The 23416-nt window shown below is 73.0% G+C and carries 20 protein-coding genes; 6 read left to right on the top strand and 14 right to left on the bottom strand.

All coding sequences use genetic code 11. The features are described 5' to 3' along the window. Positions 1 to 714 precede the first annotated feature (714 nt). Genes VF746_25155 through VF746_25145 form a run of 3 tightly spaced genes read right to left on the bottom strand, consistent with a single transcriptional unit; the run spans position 715 to position 5404 of the window. Entirely contained in the window at positions 715 to 1770 is a 1056-nt protein-coding gene (locus tag VF746_25155; protein HEX8695728.1) for a 2-oxoacid:ferredoxin oxidoreductase subunit beta, read from the bottom strand. Then, on the bottom strand, positions 1767 to 3635 hold the full coding sequence (locus VF746_25150) for a 2-oxoacid:acceptor oxidoreductase subunit alpha (protein ID HEX8695727.1): 1869 nt from the start codon (positions 3633 to 3635) through the stop codon (positions 1767 to 1769). The genes VF746_25155 and VF746_25150 overlap by 4 nt, the downstream gene beginning before the upstream one ends. Continuing rightward, positions 3617 to 5404, bottom strand: coding sequence for an FAD-dependent oxidoreductase (locus VF746_25145; GenBank protein HEX8695726.1), 1788 nt, complete (start codon positions 5402 to 5404; stop codon positions 3617 to 3619). Before VF746_25145 ends, VF746_25150 begins: the two co-directional genes overlap by 19 nt. Positions 5405 to 5847: 443 nt before the next feature. Here VF746_25145 and VF746_25140 point away from each other — a divergent pair, with 443 nt between their 5' ends. Beyond that, positions 5848 to 7587 carry a hypothetical protein gene (locus VF746_25140; GenBank protein ID HEX8695725.1) on the top strand — a complete coding sequence of 580 codons (1740 nt, stop codon included), beginning with the start codon at positions 5848 to 5850 and terminating at the stop codon, positions 7585 to 7587. Positions 7588 to 7648: 61 nt separating this feature from the next. On the opposite strand, the gene VF746_25135 is transcribed toward VF746_25140, so the two are convergent. Further along, entirely contained in the window at positions 7649 to 8917 is a 1269-nt protein-coding gene (locus tag VF746_25135; protein HEX8695724.1) for a cation:dicarboxylase symporter family transporter, read from the bottom strand. Between the two features lie 193 nt (positions 8918 to 9110). Here VF746_25135 and VF746_25130 point away from each other — a divergent pair, with 193 nt between their 5' ends. Further along, the gene (locus VF746_25130; GenBank protein HEX8695723.1) at positions 9111 to 9917 is read left to right on the top strand and encodes a glycoside hydrolase domain-containing protein; all 807 of its coding nucleotides are present in this window, start codon (positions 9111 to 9113) and stop codon (positions 9915 to 9917) included. A 97-nt stretch (positions 9918 to 10014) separates the two neighbouring features. Here VF746_25130 and VF746_25125 read toward each other — a convergent pair whose 3' ends face one another. Genes VF746_25125 through VF746_25115 form a run of 3 tightly spaced genes read right to left on the bottom strand, consistent with a single transcriptional unit; the run spans position 10015 to position 11511 of the window. Then, positions 10015 to 10479 carry a hypothetical protein gene (locus tag VF746_25125; protein HEX8695722.1) on the bottom strand — a complete coding sequence of 155 codons (465 nt, stop codon included), beginning with the start codon at positions 10477 to 10479 and terminating at the stop codon, positions 10015 to 10017. Between the two features lie 10 nt (positions 10480 to 10489). Continuing rightward, on the bottom strand, positions 10490 to 10927 hold the full coding sequence (locus VF746_25120; GenBank protein ID HEX8695721.1) for a hypothetical protein: 438 nt from the start codon (positions 10925 to 10927) through the stop codon (positions 10490 to 10492). Next, positions 10924 to 11511 (bottom strand): RNA polymerase sigma factor, encoded by a 588-nt coding sequence (locus tag VF746_25115; protein ID HEX8695720.1) that lies wholly within the window; start codon positions 11509 to 11511, stop codon positions 10924 to 10926. The genes VF746_25120 and VF746_25115 overlap by 4 nt, the downstream gene beginning before the upstream one ends. A gap of 414 nt (positions 11512 to 11925) precedes the next feature. Between VF746_25115 and VF746_25110 the strand changes: the two genes are divergently transcribed. The 3 genes from VF746_25110 to VF746_25100 are packed head-to-tail and all read left to right on the top strand — an operon-like array spanning position 11926 to position 14022. Further along, positions 11926 to 12669 carry a YHYH protein gene (locus VF746_25110; GenBank protein HEX8695719.1) on the top strand — a complete coding sequence of 248 codons (744 nt, stop codon included), beginning with the start codon at positions 11926 to 11928 and terminating at the stop codon, positions 12667 to 12669. A 7-nt stretch (positions 12670 to 12676) separates the two neighbouring features. After that, complete coding sequence (locus VF746_25105) at positions 12677 to 13258, top strand: hypothetical protein (GenBank protein ID HEX8695718.1); 582 nt, start codon at positions 12677 to 12679, stop codon at positions 13256 to 13258. Continuing rightward, the gene (locus VF746_25100) at positions 13255 to 14022 is read left to right on the top strand and encodes an SCO family protein (GenBank protein ID HEX8695717.1); all 768 of its coding nucleotides are present in this window, start codon (positions 13255 to 13257) and stop codon (positions 14020 to 14022) included. The genes VF746_25105 and VF746_25100 overlap by 4 nt, the downstream gene beginning before the upstream one ends. Positions 14023 to 14186: 164 nt before the next feature. On the opposite strand, the gene VF746_25095 is transcribed toward VF746_25100, so the two are convergent. From VF746_25095 to VF746_25075, 5 genes are read right to left on the bottom strand one after another with little or no spacing between them, the layout of a single operon-like run. Beyond that, positions 14187 to 14879 (bottom strand): phosphoadenylyl-sulfate reductase, encoded by a 693-nt coding sequence (locus tag VF746_25095; GenBank protein ID HEX8695716.1) that lies wholly within the window; start codon positions 14877 to 14879, stop codon positions 14187 to 14189. Continuing rightward, complete coding sequence (locus tag VF746_25090) at positions 14876 to 16576, bottom strand: NADPH-dependent assimilatory sulfite reductase hemoprotein subunit (GenBank protein HEX8695715.1); 1701 nt, start codon at positions 16574 to 16576, stop codon at positions 14876 to 14878. The genes VF746_25095 and VF746_25090 overlap by 4 nt, the downstream gene beginning before the upstream one ends. A 27-nt stretch (positions 16577 to 16603) precedes the next feature. Further along, entirely contained in the window at positions 16604 to 17779 is a 1176-nt protein-coding gene (gene sat, locus VF746_25085; GenBank protein HEX8695714.1) for a sulfate adenylyltransferase, read from the bottom strand. A 17-nt stretch (positions 17780 to 17796) separates the two neighbouring features. Continuing rightward, entirely contained in the window at positions 17797 to 18441 is a 645-nt protein-coding gene (cysC, locus tag VF746_25080; protein HEX8695713.1) for an adenylyl-sulfate kinase, read from the bottom strand. 51 nt (positions 18442 to 18492) lie between these two features. Further along, positions 18493 to 19341 carry a sulfite exporter TauE/SafE family protein gene (locus tag VF746_25075; protein ID HEX8695712.1) on the bottom strand — a complete coding sequence of 283 codons (849 nt, stop codon included), beginning with the start codon at positions 19339 to 19341 and terminating at the stop codon, positions 18493 to 18495. Positions 19342 to 20221: 880 nt separating this feature from the next. On the opposite strand from VF746_25075, the gene VF746_25070 reads away from it, so the two are divergent. Beyond that, positions 20222 to 21877 (top strand): M1 family metallopeptidase, encoded by a 1656-nt coding sequence (locus VF746_25070; protein ID HEX8695711.1) that lies wholly within the window; start codon positions 20222 to 20224, stop codon positions 21875 to 21877. 403 nt (positions 21878 to 22280) lie between these two features. Here the strand turns inward: VF746_25070 and VF746_25065 are convergent, their stop codons facing one another. Together VF746_25065 and VF746_25060 are read right to left on the bottom strand one after the other, a co-directional pair. Continuing rightward, on the bottom strand, positions 22281 to 22916 hold the full coding sequence (locus VF746_25065; protein ID HEX8695710.1) for a nucleotidyltransferase domain-containing protein: 636 nt from the start codon (positions 22914 to 22916) through the stop codon (positions 22281 to 22283). A 146-nt stretch (positions 22917 to 23062) separates the two neighbouring features. After that, a partial coding sequence (locus VF746_25060) for a hypothetical protein (protein HEX8695709.1) occupies positions 23063 to 23416 on the bottom strand: 354 nt, incomplete at its 5' end.

Genomic DNA, 23416 nt, shown 5'->3' with positions numbered 1-23416 from the left:
GAGACGCCGAGCCTCCTCCCGGTCACCCGTGGGGAAAGGGGCGTCGTGCTCCTGAGACACACCTCTCGCCCGACGGCCCTCTCCGACAGCGACCGCAAAGCCGCACGGCGAATGTCCCGAGCTTCGTGAATAACCGAGGGTCTATGGCCCACGGTTCGCCACTCGGGAATGCAGCTGTGAACGTCTTTCCTGATCTCTCTTTGGGCACACCTGGCTGACGGAACGTGTCGCGGTGCTGTTCCCAATGCTCATAGACGTTCCTCAGATGGCGAAGCGCCACTTGTAGCGGAGCCGGCAGATCAATTTCAGGGAAATACTCTCGGGCAGTTCGGGCAGCTTTTTCGAACTGACCAGCGCAAACAAGCAGCAGGTGCTCATCGAGACTGGTTCGTGAGAAAGTTCTACGTCGCGATAGCTCCCGGGGTTGATTCGATGTTAACTCCGTTCTGATTCCTTCGGTGAGTCGACGAATCTGAGTACGTGTCGCCCAGAGCCAATGAAGCACGTCGTTCAGGGCCTCGGATTTGGGCTCTGCTGGTCCATCGGGCAAGGTCGAGCGAGTGATCGGACCGACTGCCCTGAAGGCGATCGCGACAGTCGGTGCCTCGGATTCCATCGGCTAACCTCTCATCAGGGACTCACAACCTTTTAAACTAAACTCACGCGCCGGGGCAAGAGCGCAAACAGAGTCGGGCTAATTACGAAGTCCGATATTCAAACAAACTCCCCCATCAACTCCTCCAGCGCCGCGCGGCCGGGGCAGAGCTCCTCGTACGGCAGGGCGACCAGCGGCGCGTCGACGGTCTCGTTGAGGGCGTGCATCTCGCTGCCCTCCTCGCTGATGTAGAGGAGGCCCGTCACCACCTCGCCCTCCTCCTGGAGGCGCTGCACGGTGGCGTACGCGGCCAGCCGGTCGGTGGGGTCGTAGTCGGCGTCGAGCCGGCGGAAGCGCACCGTGCTGCCGTCGTGCATCCGCACCTCGCGCACCGGGCCGTCCGCCGGCGCCACGGTGATCTCCTCGCGCAGCGGGACGAAGTCCACCGGGGCCACCTCGCGGTAGCGCTCGCGCGTGGAGAGGTAGCTCTTGGTGGAGCCCTCGTGGTCGTTGAAGGTCACGCACGGGCTGATCACGTCCACCAGCGCGAAGCCGCGGTGCGCGATCCCCGCCTTGAGCAGCGGCACCAGCTGCTCCTTGTCGCCCGAGAAGCCGCGCGCCACGAAGCTGGCCCCGAGCGTGAGCGCCAGGAGCACCGGGTCGATCGGCCGCTGGCGGTTGGTGTCGCCCCGCTTGGCCTTCGTGCCCACGTCCGCCGAGGCCGAGAACTGGCCCTTGGTGAGCCCGTACACGCCGTTGTTCTCCAGCACGTAGAGCATGTCCACGTTGCGGCGGATGGCGTGGCTGAGCTGCCCCAGGCCGATGGAGAGCGAGTCGCCGTCACCCGAGACGCCGATCAGCGCCAGCTCGCGGTTGGCCGCCCCCGCGCCGGTGGCGATCGCCGGCATGCGCCCGTGCACGCCGTTGAAGCCGTGCGCCTGCTTCAGGAAGTACGCGGTGGTCTTCGACGAGCAGCCGATCCCGCTGAGCTTGGCCACGCGGTGCGGCACCACCTCCAGCTCGAAGAGCGCCTGCACCAGCGCGGCGGTCACGCTGTCGTGCCCGCAGCCGGCGCAGAGGGTGGACATGGCGCCCTCGTAGTCGCGCCGGGTGAGCCCCAGCGCGTTGGTCTGCAGCCCGGGGTGGCGGACCGGCGGCTTGGCGATGGAGGTCATGCGGGCACCGGGGCGAGCTGTGACAGGACGCCGTCCACCACGGCGCGCGCGCTCAAGGGCACGCCGCCGTAGTCGCGGACGGAGAGGAGCCGGTCGCCGGCCGTGCCGGTCTCCAGCATCAGCAGGGCGCGGAGCTGGCCGTCGCGGTTCTGCTCCACCACGAAGACGCGCTCGTGCCTGGCGAGGAACTCCGCCACCGAGTCGTCGAAGGGGAAGCCGCGGATGCGCAGGTAGTCGGCGGCCACGCCCTCGGCCGCCAGCCGGTCCACCGCCTCCAGCACCGCCCGGTGGCAGCCGCCGATGGAGACGATCCCCAGCGCCGCCCCGTCCCGCAGCCGCACCTCCGGCGCCGGGACCGCGCGCGCGGCGCCCTGGATCTTCCGCGCGATGCGGTCGACCACCTCCTGGTACGCGGCGGCGTCCTCGGTGTAGGCGGCGTCGCGGTCGTGCCCCGAGCCGCGGGTGAAGTACGCGCCCTTCGGGTGCACGCCCGGGAGCGAGCGAGCGGCGATCCCGTCGCCGTCCGTGTCCAGGTAGCGGCTGAACTTCTGGACGCGCTCCAGCTCGTCCGCGTCCAGCACCTTGCCGCGGTCCGGCCGGTAGGCGTCGTCCCACTGCAGGCGCGGCACCATCCAGTCGTTCATCCCGATGTCCAGGTCCGACACCACGAACACCGGCGTCTGGAAGCGCTCCGCCAGGTCGAACGCCCGCACCGCGAAGTCGAAGCACTCCGCCGGGTCCGCCGGGAAGAGCGCCACGTGCTTCGTGTCCCCGTGGCTCGCGTAGGCCACCGACAGCAGGTCGCCCTGCTGCGTGCGCGTCGGCATCCCCGTGGAGGGCCCGGTGCGCTGCACGTCGAAGAAGACGGCGGGGACCTCGGCGTAGTAGGCCAGCCCGATGAACTCGCTCATCAGCGAGATCCCCGGCCCCGCGGTGGGGGTGAAGGCGCGCGCCCCCGCCCACCCGGCGCCGACCACCACGCCCGCGGCCGCCAGCTCGTCTTCCGCCTGCACGATGCAGTAGCGCCTCCGCCCCGTCGCCGGGTCCACGCGGAAGCGCGCGCAGAAGCCCGCGAAGGCGTCCATCAACGAGGTGGCGGGGGTGATCGGGTACCAGGCGCCCACCGTGGCCCCGGCGTAGACGCAGCCGAGCGCGGCCGCCGTGTTGCCGTCCAGCATCACGTGCCCGCGCGTGAGGTCCATCCGCTCCAGGCGGATCGGCAGCGGGCAGTCGAAGTGCGCGCGGGCGTAGTCGTAGCCCAGGTGCAGGGCCTGGAAGTTGGAGTCGATCAGCTTCGGCTTCCTGGCGAACTGCTCGCGGATCATCCCCTTCACCACCTCCACGTCCAGGTCGATGAGCGCGGCGAGCGCCCCCGCGTACGCGATGTTCTTCATCAGCGTGCGCTCGCGGCTCCCCTGGAACGCCTCGATGCACATCTGCCCCAGGGGGACGCCCAGGAAGGCGACGTCGCGGCGCAGCAGCGCGGTGTCGAGCGGCCAGGACGAGTCGTGCAGGAGCCAGCCGCCGGGGCGCACCTCGGCGATGTCGCGCTCGAAGGTGGCGGGGTTCATCGCCACGATCAGGTCGAAGTCCGGCGTGCGCGCGGTCCAGCCCTCCCCGCTCACCCGGATCTCGTACCAGGTGGGCAGCCCCTGGATGTTGCTGGGGAAGACGTTCTTGCCGGAGACGGGGATCCCCATGCGGAAGATCGTCTGCAGCAGGAGCCCGTTGGCGCTCGCCGAGCCGGTGCCGTTGACCGTGGCGACCTTGAAGGCGAAGTCGTTCACCCGCTCGCCGGCGCGCGGCTTCCCGTTGGCCGACGGACCGGCCTCGGGGAAGAGCCGCTCTACACGTGGGCCGCGCACGCGGGCCTCCCGGCGTAGGGGATGAGCAGGTCGAACCGGCGCATGTCCCACGCGGCGGTGGGGCAGCGCTCGGCGCAGAGGCCGCAGTGCAGGCAGATGTCCTCGTCCTTGTACATCAGCCGCGCCGTCTGCGGCAGCGGCGCGCTGGCGTAGAGCGCCTGGTCGGGGTTCATCGCGGGAGCCGAGAGGCGCGCCTTCACCTCCTCCTCGGGCCCGTCCCAGGTGATGGTGAGGCAGCTCACCGGGCAGACGTCGATGCAGGCGTCGCACTCGATGCAGAGCTCCGCCGTGAAGTGCGTCTGCACGTCGCAGTTCAGGCAGCGCTCCACCTCGCGCGCGGCCTGCTCGGGCGTGAAGCCCAGCTCCACCTCGGTGTCCAGCGCGGCGAAGCGGGTCTCCAGCCCCACGTGCACCATCTTCGTCCGCTGCTCGGGGCTGTAGTCGTTGCTGTAGCGCCAGGCGTGCATCCCCAGCTTGGTGCTCACCAGGTTCATCCCCCACGGCGGGCGCTCGGTGAGCGGGACGCCCTCGCAGCGGTTGTGGATGGAGATGGCGGCCTGGTGCCCGTGCTCCACCGCCCAGATGATGTTCTCGGGCCCCCACGCCGCGTCGCCGCCGAAGAAGACGCCGTCCCGCGTGCTCTGGAAGGTGACCTTGTCGACCACGGGCATGTCCCACTGGTCGAACTGCAGGCCGATGTCGCGCTCGATCCAGGGGAAGGCGTTCTCCTGCCCGATCGCCAGCACCACGTCGTCGCAGGGGAAGACGATGGTCTCGACCACCTCGCTCCTCTGCCGCCCGCCCTCCTCCCACCAGCGCAGCCGCTCGAACTCCATCCCCACCAGCCGGCCGTCCTGCACGATGAACGACTTCGGCGCGTGGTTCTCGACGATCTCGACCCCCTCCTCCTCGGCGTCCTCCAGCTCCCACGGCGAGGCCTTGAAGTAGGGGCGGGACCGCCGGGCCATCACCTTGACGTCGGTGGCGCCCAGGCGCTTGGAGCTGCGGCAGCAGTCCATGGCCGTGTTGCCCACGCCGATGATCAGCACCCGCTTGCCGACGGAGTCCACGTGGCCGAAGTGGATCGACTCCAGCCACTCGATGCCGATGTGCACGTGGGCGGGGTCGTCCCAGCGCCCCGGGACGTCCAGCTCCTTCCCCTTCGGCGCGCCGCTGCCGACGAAGACGGCGTCCCACCCTTCCTCCAGCAGCGCCTTGAGGGAGGTGACGGGGGTGCTGTAGCGGACCTCGACGCCCAGGTCGGTGATGTAGGCGATCTCCTCGTCCAGCACGCGCGGCGGGAGCCGGAAGGCGGGGATGTTGGTGCGCATGAGCCCGCCGGGGCGGTCGAGCTTCTCGAAGATCACGCACTCGTAGCCGAGCGGCACCAGGTCGTTGCACACCGTGAGCGACGCCGGCCCGCAGCCGACGAGCGCGATGCGGCGGCCGTTCCTGACGGCGGGCGGCTTCGGGAGGTACTCGCCGACGTCGCCGCGATGGTCGGCGGCGACGCGCTTGAGGCGGCAGATGGCGACGGGCTTGCCGTCCACGCGGGTGCGGCGGCAGGCGGGCTCGCAGGGGCGGTCGCAGGTGCGACCGAGGATGCCGGGGAAGACGTTGGACTCGCGGTTGAGCAGGTACGCCTCGGTGTAGCGCCCCTGCGCGATCAGGCGGATGTACTCGGGGACGTTGGTGTGGGCGGGACACGCCCACTGGCAGTCGACCACCCTGTGGTAGTACCGCGGATCGGTGACGTCGGTGGGACCCATTCAGCACCCCTGCGTTGGGAGGATGGGGACGTCCGTCTTTTTCGCCCGGCGCGGAAGGCCCGGGAGGGGCCGGCGGGTGGTGCGCGTGCGAGCGTCCGAGAAGCTTAGCGGGAAAGCGTTGCGCGTTCAAGATGTTTGCCCGCATACGAGCGGGCGTTGCCGGACGCGTGCTGCGGCAGCATCGTGTGGGACGCGCGGCGGGGCTCCCTCCCCCGCGCGGCCCCGGTCGTTCGTTCCTCACGACCAGGGGCCGCGCTCCCCTCTCCCAGACTGCGGGAGAGGGGAACACCCCGGCGCTTCGCGCGACGGAGACCGGGCGCGGAGCGAAATGGTCATGCGGTTGAAGCCTCGCGGGTTGGCGAGGCTTTCCGTGGTTCCAGCGGGCGGCTTCAGCCGCTCGCGAAGCGCCTCGTCGTGCGGCACCCTCGCGGGAGAAAGAACCGATGGATTCGGTAGACGCCGGCGCCACGCGCGGACCCGCCACGGTGCGGCACTTCCGCCAGATCCTGCTCTGGCCGCTGCAGCTGGTGCCACTGGAGGACCGGCGGCAGTTCCAGCGCCACTGGGAGAGCCTGGGGAAGGGCGGGCCCGACGACCCCTGGTTCGAGGTGGCCGACGAGATCGGCGGCGACCCGGCCGCCTTCCAGATGCGCCACTACAGCGAGTTCATCACCTTCCTCCCCGCCGTGCAGCGCTTCCTCTACGGCGAGGGCGGCGACGGCGGCTACGGCGAGTCTCCCATCCGCGTCTTCCGCCGGCGCGACGTCGAGCGCGTGCGGGTGGCCATGGACGTGGGCTCGCCGCCGCTGGAGCTCTCCGTGGCGCACGTGGACCTCTGCTTCTTCTACGACATGGACGTGGTGGTCCTGGCGGTGGAGACGTACGCCGACGACCTGCCGCTCCCGGTGGCGCAGGAGCTCCTCTTCCGCTTCGGGCGCTCGTACCCGGCGTTCTGGGAGGCGGACGGCCGCGGCGGCAACTGCCTGGCCAAGGTGGAGTGGCTCTCGGGCGGCGGGGAGGTGCTTGCCGCCTCGGACTACGAGGACCGGGACCGCTACCTGTCGTTCGTGCGCCGCAACCGCGCCGCCGCCATCTCGGCCGACTGGACGTACCTGATCTCGCCGATGGTGATGGACGCCTCGGAGCGGCCGGGGATGCTGCGCTGCCGCCAGCTCGAGTACCTGCGCATGCCGGTGATGGCGTACCTGGCCGTCGACGAGCCGCGTTCTCTCACCCGCGCCGACTTCGCGCGCCTGGCCTTCGCCACCAAGGCGGGGAGCCCGGACCGGCTCCCGTTCTCGGAGCGCGCCCTGGCCGGCTTCGAGGCCAACTACACCCACGACCAGTTCTGGGGGCTCGACGACCCGGGCGCCGCCAACACGCGCTTCCTCTGCACCGGCTACACCTTCCTGGTGGTGGGCGAGGCGGGCCGTCCGTTCTTCACCGACCCGGAGCGCGGGGTGCTGGGGCAGTTCCGCCACCAGTACTTCCTGCTGGGGCTGATCGCGCACTTCCACAAGGCGGCGCTGCTGATGTTCCGCGACCGGCTGGTGAACGCCATCAGCCGGCTGGACATCCGCGACCCGGCCAGCATCAAGGTGTTCAAGCGCGAGATCCGCATCTTGTTCGAGGTCTTCCTGCGCTTCACCCACCGCTACTGGTTCCACGAGGTGTCGATCCAGGACCCGGCGCGCTCGCTCTTCGCCCTCATGCGCCGCCACCTGGACACCGTGGACCTGTACGACGAGGTGCGCCGCGAGGTGCAGGACATGTCGCAGTACCTGGACAGCGACTCGCTCCGGCGGCAGGCCAACACGGTGGTGCGCCTGACGGTGGTGACCACGGTGGGCCTGATCGCCACCGTCACCACCGGCTTCCTGGGGATGAACCTGATCGAGGCGGCCGACGAGCCGCTGGCGGTGCGCCTGCTCTACTTCGTGCTGGTGCTGGTGCCGACGACGCTGCTCACCCTGGGCTCGGTGATGGTCTCCAAGCGCCTCTCCGACTTCCTGGAGGCGCTCTCCGACGAGCGGCTGCCGGGGAGGGCGAAGCTGGCCACGCTCTTCCAGACGCCGCCGGAGAAGAAGAAGCCTCGGAAACCGGTGGAGATCGGGCGGGCCGAGCTGTCGGTCCCCGGCCCGTCATCGCGGCCGCCGGAAGCGCTCGAGCGCCCCCCGCGATGAAGAGTACCGCCTCGGAGGCCTTCGGCTTCCGGGGCGGTGGAGTTTTCGCGGTCCGCGTCGGCTACGCGGCCGCGGGACCGGGCGTCTCGGCCGCCGGCTCCTCCCGCGCGGCACCGGCGCCGCGCCCGACGATCGCCGCGACCGCCAGATCCGCGGTGACGTTGGCGGTGGTCAGGAACATGTCGGGGATCACGTCCAGCGCGATCAGCAGCGCGATCCCCTCCACGGGGAGGCCGAACTCGAGGTAGACGGGCGCCAGCACGAAGAGCCCGCCGCTGGGGATGCCGGGCGAGTAGAAGCTGAGCGCACCTACCGCCGCCGCCACCGCCGCCAGCTCTCCCGCGCCCAGCCCGATCCCGTAGAGCCGCGCCACGAACAGCGTCTCCGCGATGCGCACGATCGGGGAGGCGAACTTGAGGACGGCGACGGCGGCCGGCAGCACCAGGCCGGTGACGTGGGCGGGGAGCCCCAGCCGGCGCTCGGCGCCCTCCACCAGCGCCGGGAGCGAGGCCAGCGACGAGCGCGTGCTGAAGGCCACCGCCTGGGCGGGGGCGGCCGCCCGCGCGAAGCGCCGGAGCGGCACCCCGCCCGCGAGCGCCGCCAGCGGGTACAGCGCCGCGATGGAGACCACCGTCAGCCCGCAGACGACGAGGAGGAAGGCTCCCACCGCGCCGGCGAGCTGCGCCCCCGTGCGGGCGGCGAGCGGGAACACCAGGCAGAACACGCCGAGCGGCGCCAGCAGCAGGATCCACCCCACCACCACGAACATGGCCTCGGCCACCGCGCGGAAGAAGCGCACGAGCGCGTCCCGGTGCTCGGCCGCCGTGCGGGTGAGCGCGAAGGCGAACACCGCGGTGAAGACGATGAGCGGGAGCATGGCCGCGTCCGCCGCCGCCCGCACCGGGTTGGGCGGCACCAGGCCGGTGAGCCAGTCCCGGAACGGCGGCAGCTCCACCGAGGCGGCCGCTCCGCCGGGAACGCTCCCCCGCAGCGCCGCGGCGGCCTGCGCGTCGAGCGGCACCAGCCCCACCAGCGGCGGCGCCGCCAGCGCGCCGAACGCCGCCGACGCGGCCACCAGCGCGGCGAAGAGCAGCAGCGTCCGCCCCCCGACCCGCCCGGCCGAGCCCGAGCCCGCCGCGGCGATCCCGGTGACCAGGAGCGAGACCACGAGCGGCACCACGGTCATCCGGATCCCGTTGACCCACAGCGTCCCCACCGGCTCGGCCACGCGGGCGAGCGCGAGCAGGGCGGAGCTCTCGCCCGCCGCCGCCACGGCCCCGAGGGCGAGCCCCGCGACGAGAGCGGCGAAGACGCGTGCGGTGGGAGGCATCTGGCTGTTCGCGCGGAGGGGAGGAACGCGGCTGCACGGACCGGTGAGAGCTCCCAGCGAAGATCGATGCGCGGCGGCCCGCGGGCAAGCGTCGGACGCGGACGGTCGGCGGGCGGCCCGGTGGGCGGTACGGTCCTCGCGTGGGGAGCGCGCGAGCCGAACCTCTCAACCGCCGATGCAAGAAGGATTTGCCATGCGCCGTCCCGGTCTTCCGGTCCTGCTCCTCCCTCTGATGCTCGCCGCCGCGTGCGCCCCGTCCACGGCGCCGCGCGGTCCCTCGCCGCGCGCCGCGAACGTCCACCCGGGCTTTGACGCGCAGGTCTACCCGGGCGAGGCCGCGATGCGCGCCTGGCGCCAGGCGTCTCCGTACCGCTGGGTCGGCTACTACCTCCCCGCGCCCTGCCACCGCGACGCTTCGTGGAGCGGCACGCGGGCGGCGCTGGAAGGGATGGGATGGGGGATCGCGATCCTGTACGTGGGCCAGCAGGCGTTCGAGGGCGCGCCGCCGCCGGACACCACGTCGGGCCGGCCGATCGTCTGCTCGCGCACGCTGCTGACGCCCGAGCGCGGCCGCGCCGACGCGCAGGACGCCGTCGCGCGGACCCGGGGCGAGGGGTTCGCGCCGGGGAGCGTGGTCTTCCTGGACGTGGAGCGGATGAGGACGGTGCCGGACAGCCTGCTCGCGTACTACGACGCCTGGGTGAGCGAGGTGCTGCGCGACGGCACCTACGTTCCCGGCACCTACGCGCACCAGGCCAACGCGGCGCAGCTCTTCGCGGCGGCGCGGGCGGCGTACGAGCGGGCGGGGCGGGCCGAGAGCCCGCCGTTCTGGGTGGCGGGCGGCTCCGGCTTCTCGCTCGACCAGCCGCCGTACGCCATCGGCCTCCCGTACGTGCGCGTGTGGCAGGGCGTGCTGGACGCGGACCGCACGTGGGGGGACGTCAACCTGCGGGTGGACGAGAACGTGGCGGACCGGCCGAACCCGTCGGCGCCGCGGTGAGGCGAAGCGCCGCGAAGACGACGGCAACGTCGTGAGGCCGAACGGAACGGGCGCCGGAGGCGATGCTCCGGCGCCCGTTCCGCGTCCTGGTCCGCCCCTACCGCGGCCGCCCGCCCGGCGGAGGGGGGCCGTCGCGTGGAGGCCGTCCGTCGCGCGGGGGCGGCCCCTTGGGCGGGGGGAGGCCGCCGGGCGGGGGCCCACCGCCGCGCTCGGGTGGACGGCCGAACTCCGCCAGCCGCTCTCGCTGGGCCTCGTCCAGCAGGGGCGCCAGGCGCGCGCGCAGCGAGTCCAGCTCGGCGCGGAGCCGGCCGTGCGCGCCCTGCACGATCTCGTGGTTGCGGCGCGCCGTGGCCTCCAGGTGCGGGCGGATCGCCCGGCGCTGCGCCTCGTCGCGGGGGCGGATCACCTCCTCCAGGTGCGCCACGAAGCCGGGTGGCCGGCGCAGCTCGCGGATCTTCTCCGCGCGGCGCGAGGCCAGCGCGCCGCCGCCCACCGCGCCCAGCAGCACGCCCAGCGCCAGCGTCGCCAGGAGGATCAGGGCCGACCGGGTCTCGATTCTCATCGCGCTCACCTCACGGCTCCGGCTCGTACAGCGCCGCCCCGGACGAGTAGGCCGCCTCGAAGGTGACGGCCGGCAGCCCCAGCGCCGCCTCCAGCGGGTCGCGCGCGCCCTCGCGCGAGCCGGCGACGGCGTTGTGGACGCCGAGCGCCACCAGGGCGGCGAGCCCCACCGGCGCCAGGCGCAGGAACTGCCGCTGCAGCGCCCGGGCGAGCGCGGCGGCGGGCGCCGTCTCCTCCGCCCGCAGCCGCGCGAGGACGCGGGAGGAGAATCCCGCGCCGAACCCCTCCGCGCGGCTCGACGCCAGCAGCGCCGCGGCGGCGCGCGCCCGCTCCAGCGCGGCGGCCAGCTCCGGCTCGCGGCGCAGCCGCTCGCGCAGCCGCGCCTCCTCCCCGCCGTCCAGCTCCCCCAGCGCCGCGCGCAGCAGGAGCTCGCGGTCCGCGTCGTTCATCGTCCCCCCTCCATCGTTCGCCCCTCCCGGGCGTAGGGCTCCAGCCAGCGCTCCAGCTCCCGCATGGCGCGCGAGAGGCGCGAGAGCACGGTGCCCTCGCGGATCCCCAGCACCTCCGCCGTCTCGCGCGTCGAGCAGCCGTCGATCATCCTGAGCACCACCACCGGCCGGTGCTTCGGGCCCAGGCGGTCGATGGCCGCGCGCACCGCCGCCCGCGCCTCGCCGGCCTCCGCCTCGTCCGTCGCCTCAGCCGGGGGATCGGGGAGGCGCGCGCCCGGCCGGTCGCGGCTCGGGAAGCGCAGGGCGAAGCGACGGCGCCGCTTGAGCGCGTTGAGCGACAGGTTCACCGCGATCCGGCGCAGCCAGGTGGCCAGCGACGCCTCGCCCCGGTAGCGGCCGAGCGAGCGGTAGAAGCGGATGAACGTCTCCTGCCCCACGTCGTCGGCGTCGTCGCCGGGGCCCAGCATGCCGACGACGGTGGACGCCACCACCGGCTCGTAGCGCTCCACCAGGAGCCGGAAGGCGCGCTGGTCGCCGCGGCGCGCCCGCTCCACCAGCTCCCGGTCGTCGTCGCGGTCGTGCATCCCGTGGCCCCGGCTCCCCCGTCCCCTTCCCTCGTCCATTCGTAGACAACCCGGGCGCCGCGCTCATTCCACGCGCACGGGGCCTCTCCCCAGGACTGTCATTCCGAGCGGCGCCGCGACACCGAGCCTGCTTCACACTCGAAGCTGGGCGGCGCCCGAGGAATCTACCGACCCCACGCGGATGCCGGCCCGGTGCATCCATCCGACCCCTGGCCAGCCGCGGCTGGATTCCTCGGGAGCCCGGCCGGCTGCGTGCCAGACGCAGATTCGGCGCATCGGGCTCCACTCGGAATGACATCTCTCGAAGGAGTGCGGTCCCCCGCCCGGGCGGAGATGGAATGGAAGCGGAGGTGGCGTTGTCGGAAAGGGGGAAGGCGATGGACCCGTCCCACCTCTCAACCGCGGAGGTCCGCCATGCACCGGCTCCACGCGCTCCTCGGCACCGCGCTCGCGGGCGCCGCCACGCTCCTGGCCTGCGGCAGCAGCTCCGTCGGCCCGTCGGAACCGGACGGGGAGATCCCGGCCGTGTTCCGGAAGTTCGCCGCCACCGTCGAGGTCTCGCTCGACGGCGACTATGTGGTCCTGCGCTCCGACGGCGTCCCCGACCACGGCAGCCCCTACTTCGCCCCCAGTGACCCGAAGTACGAGGCGTACGACGGCGCGAACCCCGGCTTCGTGCTGAACCCCAACCGCATCGAGGCGCAGGAGATGGTGGTCCGCATCCCCCTGCACCCGCGACAGGCTGCGGCCCCCCAGCCCACGCCGCTGGGGCCGATCGGGATGGCGGTGAACGGGGTGGCGATCTTCAACCAGTACGCGGGCCCCAATCGCCCGCTGGGCCGCGAGATCGACTCGTTCGACCAGTACAACGGCCATCCCCAGCAGACGGGCGTCTACCACTACCACGTGGAGCCGCTCCACCTCAGCCGCACGAAGGGGAGCGACGCGCTGGTGGGCTTCCTCCTCGACGGCTTCCCGGTCTACGGCCCCGTGGAGAACGGCCGCCGCGTGACCAACGCCGACCTGGACGCGCTGCACGGCCACTTCGGCGCCACGGCCGACTACCCGCAGGGCGTCTACCACTACCACGTGACCTCGGAAGACCCGTACATCAACGGCGCGGGCTTCTACGGCGTCCCGGGCACCGCCAGCCGGTAGGTGGGCGATGATCGGAGCAAACGTCCCGCGGCGGCTCGCGTCCACCGCCGCGCCGGCGGCGATGCTGCTCCTGCTGGCGGCGGCGGACGCGCCGCGGCGGGAGGTGGACGCGGCGGACCCGGGGCTCGGCCGCGCGCGCGGCGTCCTCTACCTGCGCGGCGCGCCGTTCACCGGCCGGGTGGTGGAGCGCCGCGCGGACGGGTCGCTCGCGGGCGTGACGCCCTACGCGGCCGGGCGGCGGCACGGGACGGTCCTGGCCTGGTACGCCGGCGGGGCGCCCCGGCACCGGCGGCGCTACGTACGCGGGCGCGAGGACGGCGCGCACGCGGGGTGGTGGGAGGACGGGTCGCGGAGGTTCGCCTACCGCTTCCGGGACGGCTTCGCGGAGGGCGTCGCGCGCGAGTGGCTCCGCGACGGGACGCCGTACCGCGAGGCGCGCTACCGGCGCGGCCGCGAGGCGGGTCTGCAGCGGATGTGGTGGCCGGACGGGACGCTCCGCGCCAGCTACGTGGTGCGCGACGGCCGGCGCTACGGCCTGCTCGGGTCGAAGGGGTGCACGGGAGACGAGGGGAAAGGGGGAGACGGATGAATCTCGACGCCGAGCCGCCCGCGCTCCCTCCCGCGCGGGCGGAAAACGAAGAAGGGTCGCCGCCGCGCCTGGACCGGCGGATGCGCGACGCCGCGGACGAAAGCGGGCCCCGCCGCCGGATACTCCTGCTCGGCTTCGTCCTGATCGCGGTTGGAAGCTGCGCGCACGAGCCGCGGGGGCTGCCGTTCTACCGCGGGCCCGACCTCACCCCGGAATGGATCGCGCAGGATTCGCCCGAGTACGCGGCGATCCACCGCGTGGCCGACTTCGCGCTCACGGACCAGCACGGCGAGACGGTGACGGCGCGGGAGCTGAACGGCAGGGTGACGGTGGCGAGCTTCTTCTTCACCTCGTGCGGCCAGATCTGCCCGACGCTGCGCTCCAGCCTGGCGCGGGTGCGGGACGCGTTCGCGGGCGACACGGCGGTGCTCCTCCTCTCCCACACCGTGGTCCCCGAGGCGGACAGCGTGGGGGCGCTGGCGGCTTACGCGCACCGGCACGGCATCCACGGGCGGCAGTGGCGCCTGCTCACCGGCGGCCGCGAGGAGATCCGGCGGCTGGCGCGGGAGTCGTACTTCGTGGAGCTGGACGACCCCGGCGGCAACACCGCGGGCAACCTGGTCCACACCGAGACGCTGGTGCTGCTCGACGCCGGGCGGCGCATCCGCGGCGTCTACGACGGCACCCTGCCCTACGACGTCGCGCAGCTCATCGAGGACGTCCGCGCGCTGGAGGAAGAGCAGTCGCGAAGCGGAGAGCCGTAGCCGCGACCGTCATCATCCGCACGAAATCGTCAGAACGGCTTTACTCTCACCGAGGACACGGAGAACACAGGGAAACAGCGGGAGTCGGAGCGAAGTTCTCCGTTTCCTCCGTGTCCTCTGTGAGAACCATCAAAAGACTTGAGGCCGCTGTTTTCCGGGTCAGGTCACGAGAGGTGGATGCCGCACTCCGTCCGGCCCGCGCCGCGCCAGCGGCCGGCGCGCTCGTCTTCGCCGGCCTGCAAGGGCGTGGTGAGCGGCTCGTCGCCGATGCTGGCGTAGCCCCGGTCGTGCAGCGGGTTGTAGGGGATGCCGTGCGCCAGGATGAACTCCCACACCTGCCGCCGCGTCCAGGCGGCCAGCGGGTTCACGCGCACCTGCAGGCCGCCCTCGAACACGGGGAGGTGCGCGCGCGTGGCCGCCTGATCGCGCCGCCGCCCGGTGATCCACCCCTCCAGCCCCGCCGTGGCGCGGCGGAACGGCTCCACCTTCGCCACCTGCTGGTAGAGGTCCAGGTCGCGCTCCCACAGGCGCTCGCCCCAGCGCGCCTCGAACTCCGCGCGGCTCGCGGCGGGGCGGTACACGCGCAGGTCCAGCCCGTAGCGCTCCCGCACCCGCTCCGCCAGCTCCAGCGTCTCGGGGAAGTGGTGCAGCGTGTCGACGAAGAGCACCGGGAGCTCCAGCCCCAGCTCCGCCAGGAGGTGGATCACCACCAGGCTCCCCGGCCCGAACGCCGAGACCACCGCGAGCCTGCCGGGCGCGAAGGCGTCGGCCGCCGCGCGCAACACCGCCCCGGGCGCGGCGCCCTCGTACGCGCGGGCCAGCGCCTCCACGCCCAGCGTCGAAGCGGCGGCGCTCATGCGGCCGCCTCCACCGGCTCGGCGGCCCCCGGCGCGCCCACCCGCGCCCAGAAGTCGCCGAAGCGCTCGCCCGGGAGCCGCTCGTCGCGGAAGCGCTCGAAGAGCGGCCGCACCGTGGGCACCAGCCCCTCCAGCGGCACCAGCTCGGCCACCGGGAAGGCGAGCCGCGTCCCCTCGGGGTTGCCGCCCACGTAGACCACGTACTTGTTCAGCGTGCGCCCCACGAAGGCCAGGTCGGCCGTGTAGGGGCGCGCGCACCCGTTGGGGCACCCCGTCATGCGGATGGTGAGCTCCTCCCCCGCCAGCCCCAGCCCGGCCAGCTCGCGCTCCAGCAGGTCGATCACCCCCGGGAGCGCCCGCTCGGCGTCGGCGAGCGCCAGCCCGCAGGTGGGGAGCGCCGGGCACGCCAGCGAGTGGCGGCGGGCCAGCGACAGCTCGCGCGGGGGGATCACCCCGTGCGCGGCCAGCACCGCGTCGACCTCGCGCCGGTCCGCCGCCTCGATATCCGTCAGCAGCAGGTTCTGCTGGGTGGAGAGGTGCACGCTGGCGCCGAAGCGCTCCACCACCGCGCGCAGCGCGCTCCGCAGCCGCACCCCGCCCTCGTCCTTGATGCGCCCGTTCTCCACCCACACCCCGCGCAGCCAGCGCCCGTCCTCCTGCCGGTGCCACCCCAGGTGGTCGTGCACGCCGGTCACCTCCACGGGCGCGGGCGGCGCCAGCGGCCGGCCCAGGCGCACCTCCACCTCGGCGCGGAACCAGCCGATCCCCCGCTCGTCGAGCAGGTACTTGAGCCGCGCCCGCTTGCGGTTGGCGCGGTTGCCGTGGTCGCGCTGCACGGCGATCACCGCGCGCGCCACCTCGAGCAGCTCCCCGGGGCGGGCGAAGCCGAGCGGCGAGGCCAGGCGCGGGTAGGTCTCCTCCTTCCCGTGCGTCTGCCCCAGCCCGCCGCCCACCAGCACGTTGAAGCCCGCGAGCGCGCCGTCCTCGGCCACCACCACGAAGCCCAGGTCGTTGGTGAAGACGTCGGTGCAGTTGTCGTCGGGGAAGGCGAAGGCCACCTTGAACTTGCGCGGCAGGTAGCGCTCGCCGTACAGCGGGTCGGGCTCGGCCCGGGCGGCCGTGGTCACCTGCGTCCCCTCGATCCAGATCTCGTGGTAGGCGCGCGTGGCGGGGAGCGTGGCGTCGGAGAGCTCGCGGGCGATGCGCGCCACCTCGCCGCGCAGGCCGCCGCGGACGTGCGCCGGGCAGCTCACCACGTTGCGCACCACGTCGCCGCAGGCGCCCAGCGTGGTCACCAGCGCCTCGTTCAGCTCGTGCACGGTGCGGCGCAGGCTCCCCTTGAGCACCCCGTGGAACTGGAAGCCCTGGCGCGTGGTGATGCGCAGCGTGCCGTCGGCGTGGCGGCCGGCCAGGTCGTCGTGCGCCAGGTACTGCGCGGCCGTGAGCACCCCGCCCGGGAGCTTGGAGCGGATCATGAACTGGTAGGCGGGCTCCAGCCCCTCCTTCTTGCGCGCCCGGCGCTGGTCGCGGTCCTCCTGCTGGTACGAGCCGTGGAACTTGAGCAGCGTGCTCGCGTCGCCCGAGAGGTGCGTCCCCCCGCCCGCCAGCTCCTCGGCCAGGGTGCCGCGCAGCCCCAGGCTCTCCTCCTTCACGCGCTCCACCTCGGAGAGCGCGGCCTCGTCGATCGTGGTGCTCATCGCGGATACTCCTCGCGGTCGATGATTTCAGGCCGCCCGGGCGGCGGAGCGCTCGCCTGCGTAGGCGCGCACCAGCACGTCGGCCACCTCGGGGCGGCTGAACTCCGCTGGGGGCCGCTCGCCGGCGGCCAGGAGCTCGCGCACCCGGGTGCCGGAGAGGAAGACGTGGTGCCCGGCGTCGTGCGGGCAGGTCTTGGGAGAGACCATCTGGTCGCAGCGCCGGCAGAAGAAGGCGTGCTCGAACTTCAGCGGCACGATCCCCAGCCGGTCGAGATCGACGCGGTCGAAGATCTCCTGCGCCGCGTAGGTGCCGTAGTAGCTCCCCACCCCGGCGTGGTCGCGCCCCACGATGAAGTGCGTGCAGCCGTAGTTGCGCCGCACGATGGCGTGGAAGACGGCCTCGCGCGGGCCGGCGTAGCGCATGGCGGCGGGGAGGACGGAGAGGAGCACGCGCCCCCGCGGGTAGTAGTGCTCCAGGATCACCCGGTAGCACTCCATGCGCACCTCGGCGGGGACGTCGTCGCTCTTGGTGTCGCCCACCAGCGGGTGCAGGAGGAGCCCGTCCACCACCTCCAGCGCGCACTTCTGCAGGTACTCGTGCGCGCGGTGCACGGGGTTGCGGGTCTGGAACGCCACCACCGTCCGCCAGCCGCGGCGGGCGAACTCTTCGCGCGTCCCGGCGGGGGTCAGGTTGTCGGCGGGGAAGCCGCTGACGTCGCCCTCGTACAGGTACTCCACCGGGCCGGCCACCAGCACCTCGCCCAGCGTGTCGAGCCGCGCCACCCCGGGGTGCGCCCGGTCGCTGGTCCCGTAGACGCGCGCGGCCTCGCGGTCGCGGCTCCAGGAAAAGGTCTCCTCCACCGTGACCACCGCCGCCACCTCGCCCCGCGCGGTCACCAGCGCCACCCGGTCGCCCTTCCCGAAGCGGGCCGCCTCGGCGCGCGTGGCCGCGAGGGTGACGGGGATCGACCAGGGGAGGCCGTCCGCCAGCGTCATGCGCTCGACCACGCTCTCGTAGTCGTCGCGCCCCGGGAAGCCGGTGAGCGGGCTGTAGCCCCCCACGGCGATCAGGTACAGGTCCGACAGGGTGTGGGAGGGGATGGCGATGCGCGGGAGCCGCGCGGCCTCCCGGCGCCGCTCGGCCGCGGCCGCGGGCGGGACGCGGCGGTCCACCAGGACGCCTCCGTACGGGGTGATCGGCATGCGCTCCTCTGCTCCGTTCAGTCGGCCGCGCGCAGGGCCCGGCCCGCGCCCAGGTAGCCGTGGGTCTCCAGGTATGCGACGACGAGCGCGGCCGACTCCTCCAGCGGGAGCCGCCCGGTGTCGACGGTGAGCTCGGGCGCTTCCGGCGCCTCGTAGGGGGCCGAGACCCCGGTGAAGTCGGGGATCTCGCCGCGGCGCGCCTTCCGGTAGAGCCCCTTCGGGTCGCGCGCCTCGCAGGTGGCCAGGTCGGCCGCCACGAACACCTCCACGAAGTCGCCGGGGGCGAAGAGGCCGCGCGCCGCGGCGCGGTCGGCCCGGTAGGGCGAGATGAAGGCGGTGAGGACGATCGCGCCGAACTCGGTGAAGAGCCGGGCCACCTCGGCCACGCGGCGGATGTTCTCCGCGCGGTCCGCGGGCGAGAAGCCCAGGTCGCGGTTGAGGCCGTGCCGGAGGTTGTCGCCGTCCAGCACCACCACCTCGGCGCCGCGCGCGAACAGCTCGGCCTCCAGCGCGCGCGCCAGCGTGCTCTTCCCCGAGGCGGAGAGCCCGGTGAGCCAGAGGGTGGCGCCCCGGTGCCCGCGCGCGGCCTCGCGGTCGGCCCGCGAGACCTGGCCGGCGTGCCAGTGGAGGTTGCGGGCGGCGGGGGTCGGGGTGTCGGTCATCGGTGCGTCGGTGAGTGCGAAGGTGCGAAAGTGCGAAAGTGCGAAAGTGCGTCAGCCGGCGTCGCCGGGCGCGGCGGCGGGAGGCTGGACGGCGGCGGGACCCGGGTCGGCGGCTTCGGCGACGCCGCGCTCGGCGGACGGCCGGGAGGCGAAGGTCAGCACGCCCAGGATGAGCAGCACCGAGGCGAGCGCCTCGCGCAGCACCCGCTCGGGGACCCGCAGGGTGACGCGGCTCCCGATCACCACCCCCGGGACCGACCCCGCCAGCAGCGACAGGGTGAGCGCCGGGTCGACCGCGCCCACGGCCAGGTGCGCCAGCCCCGCCGCGAAGGTCAGCAGCGCGGTGTGCACGATCACGGTGCCCACCAGGCGGGGCCCATCCGCGCGCGCCGCCGTGGAGAGGAAGGCGGTGGTCAGGCTCCCCGAGCCGATGGAGGTGATCCCGGCCGTGGCCCCCACCACCGCTCCGCCGCCGGAGAGGAGCCACCCCGGCACCCGGCGCGGCGCCGGCGCCCGCCCGTCGCCCAGGCGGCCCCGCACCAGCAGCGCCGACGCCAGCAGCATCAGCACGATCCCCACGGCGTGCTTGACCGACTGCTCCAGCGCGGGGGTGGAGAGGCCCAGGCGGGAGAAGAGGAAGACCGCGACGACGGCGGCCGGGACGCTCCCCGCCGCCAGCCGGGCCACGGCGCCGAGGTCCGAGGTGCGCAGCCGCACGTGCTCCCACCCGCCGACGGCGGTGGTGACCGCGGCGTTCACCAGCCCGCTGGCCACCGCCTGCAGGGGCGGCACCCCCAGCCCCACGATCAGCAGGGGGGTCATCACCGACCCGCCCCCCATCCCCGTCATCCCGATGAGGCCGCCCACCAGGAGGCCCGCCAGCGTCGCTCTCCAGTCCATCGCCTCTGCTCCGGGGGTTCGTGTGCTCCGCCGCCGCGATGAAGACGGCCACGGCATCCGCTGGGGGTGCCGTGGCCGGGGGTGCCGCGTCCGCTGCCGCCGTGCATGAGGACCTGGCTACGGTCCGCCCCGGCAGCGCGCGCCCCCGGCCACGGCGCACCGACATGCCGCGGCCCACGGGCAGGTGCGACAACAGTCGCGCACGGTGGCCCGAAAGAGCGGGGATGGAGGCACGAGAAGACGCATCGTAAGCGGCGGTCAGTGCTCGTGGATGGACGGGTCGGCCTCGCCGGACCAGGTCGGCGCGGCCGCACGGACGACGGGGGTGATGGTCAGGGTGGTCTGCATCGTCGTCGGCTCGTCGGTGGCGGTTGGCTCGGTCGAAAACGCAAAAACCCCGGCCTGCGCGGGCAGGCCGGGGTCCGGGTCGCTTCTGCTCCCTGAGACGCTACTCGCCGCGTCCGCCGGTGCACACGCTCTCCACTCCCGCCTCCCCGATGGGGATCAGGATGCCACGACAACAACAGCAGGGGCGGAGAGCGGATCGGGTCAGCACGTAGAACGGTCCGGTCGCAAGTGGTCGCGAAACGTGGTGGTCGTACATTACCCTCCGCTCCCGCCGCCTGTCAACCCCGCCGGCCGCGCGGCGGGCCGGGCCGCGGACGCACCCCGTTCACGTTCGAGCCTCCGTCCGGCGCGAGCGGGCGCCATCCCCGGGACCCGGCGGAGGAATCCCGTGCGGTGGATCTCCCGGGGCGCGGCGGGGGGCGGGTTTCGCCGCCGCCCCGGTTGCGCTCCCGGGCCGCGGCACCGAGGTTGAGCGCGGGCGGCCGCCGGAACGCGCGGCCCCGATCCCCTGTCGCTCCAGCCAGAGCCCACGATGCGCAGAATCGCCCTGCTCGCCTGCCTGGTCCTCTCCCCGCCCGCCGCGCTGGCGGCGCAGGAGGAGCCCATCACCCGCGCCGACACGCTGCGCGGCTCCATCGGGCCCGCGCGCGCGTGGTGGGACGTGACCTTCTACGACCTGCACGTGGCCATCACCCCCGCCGACAGCAGCATCCGCGGGAAGACCGGCATCACCTACCGGGTGACGGGGCCCGCGCGGGAGATGCAGATCGACCTGCAGGTGCCGCTGGAGGTGGACAGCGTGCTGCAGGACGGGCGGCGCCTCACCTGGCGGCGCGACGGCAACGCCTTCTTCGTGCGCACCGCGGCGCCGCAGCCGGTGGGGCGGCAGAAGACCGTGACCGTGCACTACCACGGCCGGCCGCGCGTGGCGCGCAACGCGCCCTGGGACGGCGGCTTCGTGTGGGGGCGCGACAGCCTGGGCAACGTGTGGGTGGCCACCGCGGTGCAGGAGCTGGGCGCCAGCGCCTGGTGGCCCAACAAGGACACCCAGGCCGACGAGCCCGACAGCCAGCGGGTGGCCATCACCGTCCCCGACCCGATGGTGGACGTCTCCAACGGCCGGCTGCGCCGGACCACGCGCAACGGCGACGGCACCACCACCTACGAGTGGTTCGTCTCCAGCCCCATCAACAACTACGACGTGGCGGTCAACGCCGGCCGGTACGCGCACTTCAGCGACGTCTACGAGGGCGAGGGCGGGCGGCTGACGCTGGACTTCTGGCCGCTGGAGTACCACCTGGAGACGGCCCGGCGCCAGTTCCAGCAGGCCAGGCCGATGCTGGCCTGCTTCGAGCGCTGGTTCGGCCCGTTCCCCTGGTACCGGGACGGCTACAAGCTGGTGGAGACGCCGCACCTGGGGATGGAGCACCAGACCGCGGTGGCGTACGGCAACCGCTACCGCAACGGCTACCTGGGGCGCGACCTCTCGGGAACGGGACTGGGGCTGGCCTGGGACTTCATCATCGTGCACGAGAGCGGCCACGAGTGGTTCGGCAACAACATCACCACGAAGGACATCGCCGACATGTGGGTGCACGAGGGGTTCACCGCCTACTCCGAGGGGCTCTACACCGAGTGCCAGCAGGGGAAGGAGGCCGGCGCGCGCTACATCGTCGGCGTCCGCCGCAACATCCAGAACGACCGCCCGGTGGTGGGCCCCTACGGCGTCAACAAGCCGGGGTCGGGCGACATGTACTACAAGGGCAGCAACATGCTGCACACCATCCGCCAGGTGGTCGGCGACGACGAGAAGTGGCGCGCCGTCCTGCGCGGCCTGAACACCACCTTCCGCCACCAGACCGTCACCGGCCGTCAGGTGACGGAGTACATCAGCCGCCAGTCGGGGATCGACCTCTCGAAGGTCTTCCAGCAGTACCTGACCACCACGCGCATCCCCGTGCTGGAGTACCGCATCGAGGGCTCCACGCTCCGGTACCGCTGGGCCAACGTGGTCCCCGGCTTCGACATGCCGGTGCGCGTGACGCTCGCCGACGGCGCCTTCGAGACGATCCGTCCCACGGAAGCCTGGAAGACGGCCCAGCTTCGCCTGTCGAGCCCCGGCGCCTTCCGGGTGGACGAGAACTTCTACGTCACGGCCCGGAACGTCGGCGCGGCGGGGGCGCGGTAGGGGAGGAGCGGAATCTTCAGCGGTAAGGACGTCAGCGCCGCGTGATCTGGCCTGAGTAGAAGGCCTGATCCGCGGCGCTTCGACTGGCTCCGGCGCGGCGGCAGGGGCCCCCGCCCTGGCGCCTGGCGCGCCTGTCCCTCCCCCGAACTTCAGGGGAGGGACTTCGGCGCTTCGCGCGACGGGCGGGAGGAAAGATCCCTTGGTTTTGCCGTCATCCTGAGGCCCGGTCGCACAGAACCAGCGTTCGCCTGGATGACAGCAGGGCCGAAGGATCTACTCACCGTGGCAGGTGGGTTGGGCGCGGTAGCGGCTCAGATGACCGCTTCGCTTGATCCCCCGATCGCCAGCTGCTTATCCGTAGCCCTCAGCGGATGGTGACGTAGCGCTCCAGGCGGGCGACGGATCATCCGCTCACCTCCGCAGTCGTGCCCGGCAAGAAGCTGAGCGCGGCCTGCGAGCCCGCGACCCACTGCTTCGCCCCGTCAACCGCCTCGCGGAAGAAGTGCCGCCCGGCGGCGAGCCGCTCGGCCAGCTCGGCGCGGCCGACCGTGACCACGTTCACTTCGCGGTCGAGCAGGACGCCGGTCTCCAGCGTGTGCCGGAGAAGCTCGGCTTCGTCCACGGCGTCGCCCACCACGAAGAGGTCCACGTCGCTGTCGGGCCGCGCCGCGCCTTTCGCGTGAGAGCCGAAGATGAAGGCGGCGTCGATCCCCCGCACCTCGGCGAGGGCGAAGGGAAGCACGTCCGCCGGGCGGCTGAGGTGGCGCACGAGCTGGCGCAGATGCGGCCAGACCGGGTGGGTCTCGTCGAGCCGGTAGCGCACCCGCGCGCCGTCCTCCTCGCGCACGAGCACGCCGAGCGACGACAGCCGGTCGAGCTCGGTCTGGAGCGAGCGCGGCCCCAGGCCCGTCGCCCGCTCCAGCGCGCGGACGTGAGGGCGCGACTCGGGGTTCACGGCAAAGTAGCGGACGAGCCGCGCCATCGCCCCGGAGGCGAGCGCGGTGGAGAGCGGATCGGCTGCTTTTGTGGATCGTGGCATCCCGAAGTTCCTCTATAGATCTTCTGCACGAAAATATAGTGCGGTCCGAATCCGCGGCGCAACCCGAGCACCATCTGGGTAACGGCCGCCGCCCCTGCTCGGAGCGGCGGCCGTTCGACGTCCGCCCGTCGAGTGGCTGACCCGCGTCAGCGGATGGTGACGTAGCGCTCCAGGCGGGCGACTTCCTCGTCGTCGACGTACTTGCCGATCTCGCGGCGGAACTGCTCGATGTTGCGGTAGGGGCGGTACTCCTCGAACTCGTGCCGCATCCGGGCGCCCACGCCGGGGATCAGCATGATCTCCTCGCCGCTGGCACTGTTGAGGTCCAGCGGCTTCCACAGGCGCGTGTAGACGGAGTCGCGCTGCTCCTCGCTCAGGCGGCCGGCCAGCACGCGGTCCACGGCCGTCATGTCGGCGTAGGGGCGGCCCTGGACGAGCGCGTCGGCCAGCGCCGCGTCGAGGTTGGGCACCGCCAGGAGCTGCTCGCGCGAGGCCTGGTT

Origin of the sequence: Longimicrobium sp. (assembly GCA_036389795.1) — a bacterium.
In the GTDB taxonomy this organism is placed as follows: Bacteria; Gemmatimonadota; Gemmatimonadetes; order Longimicrobiales; family Longimicrobiaceae; genus Longimicrobium.
This window is presented reverse-complemented; position numbering and strand designations above follow the sequence as displayed.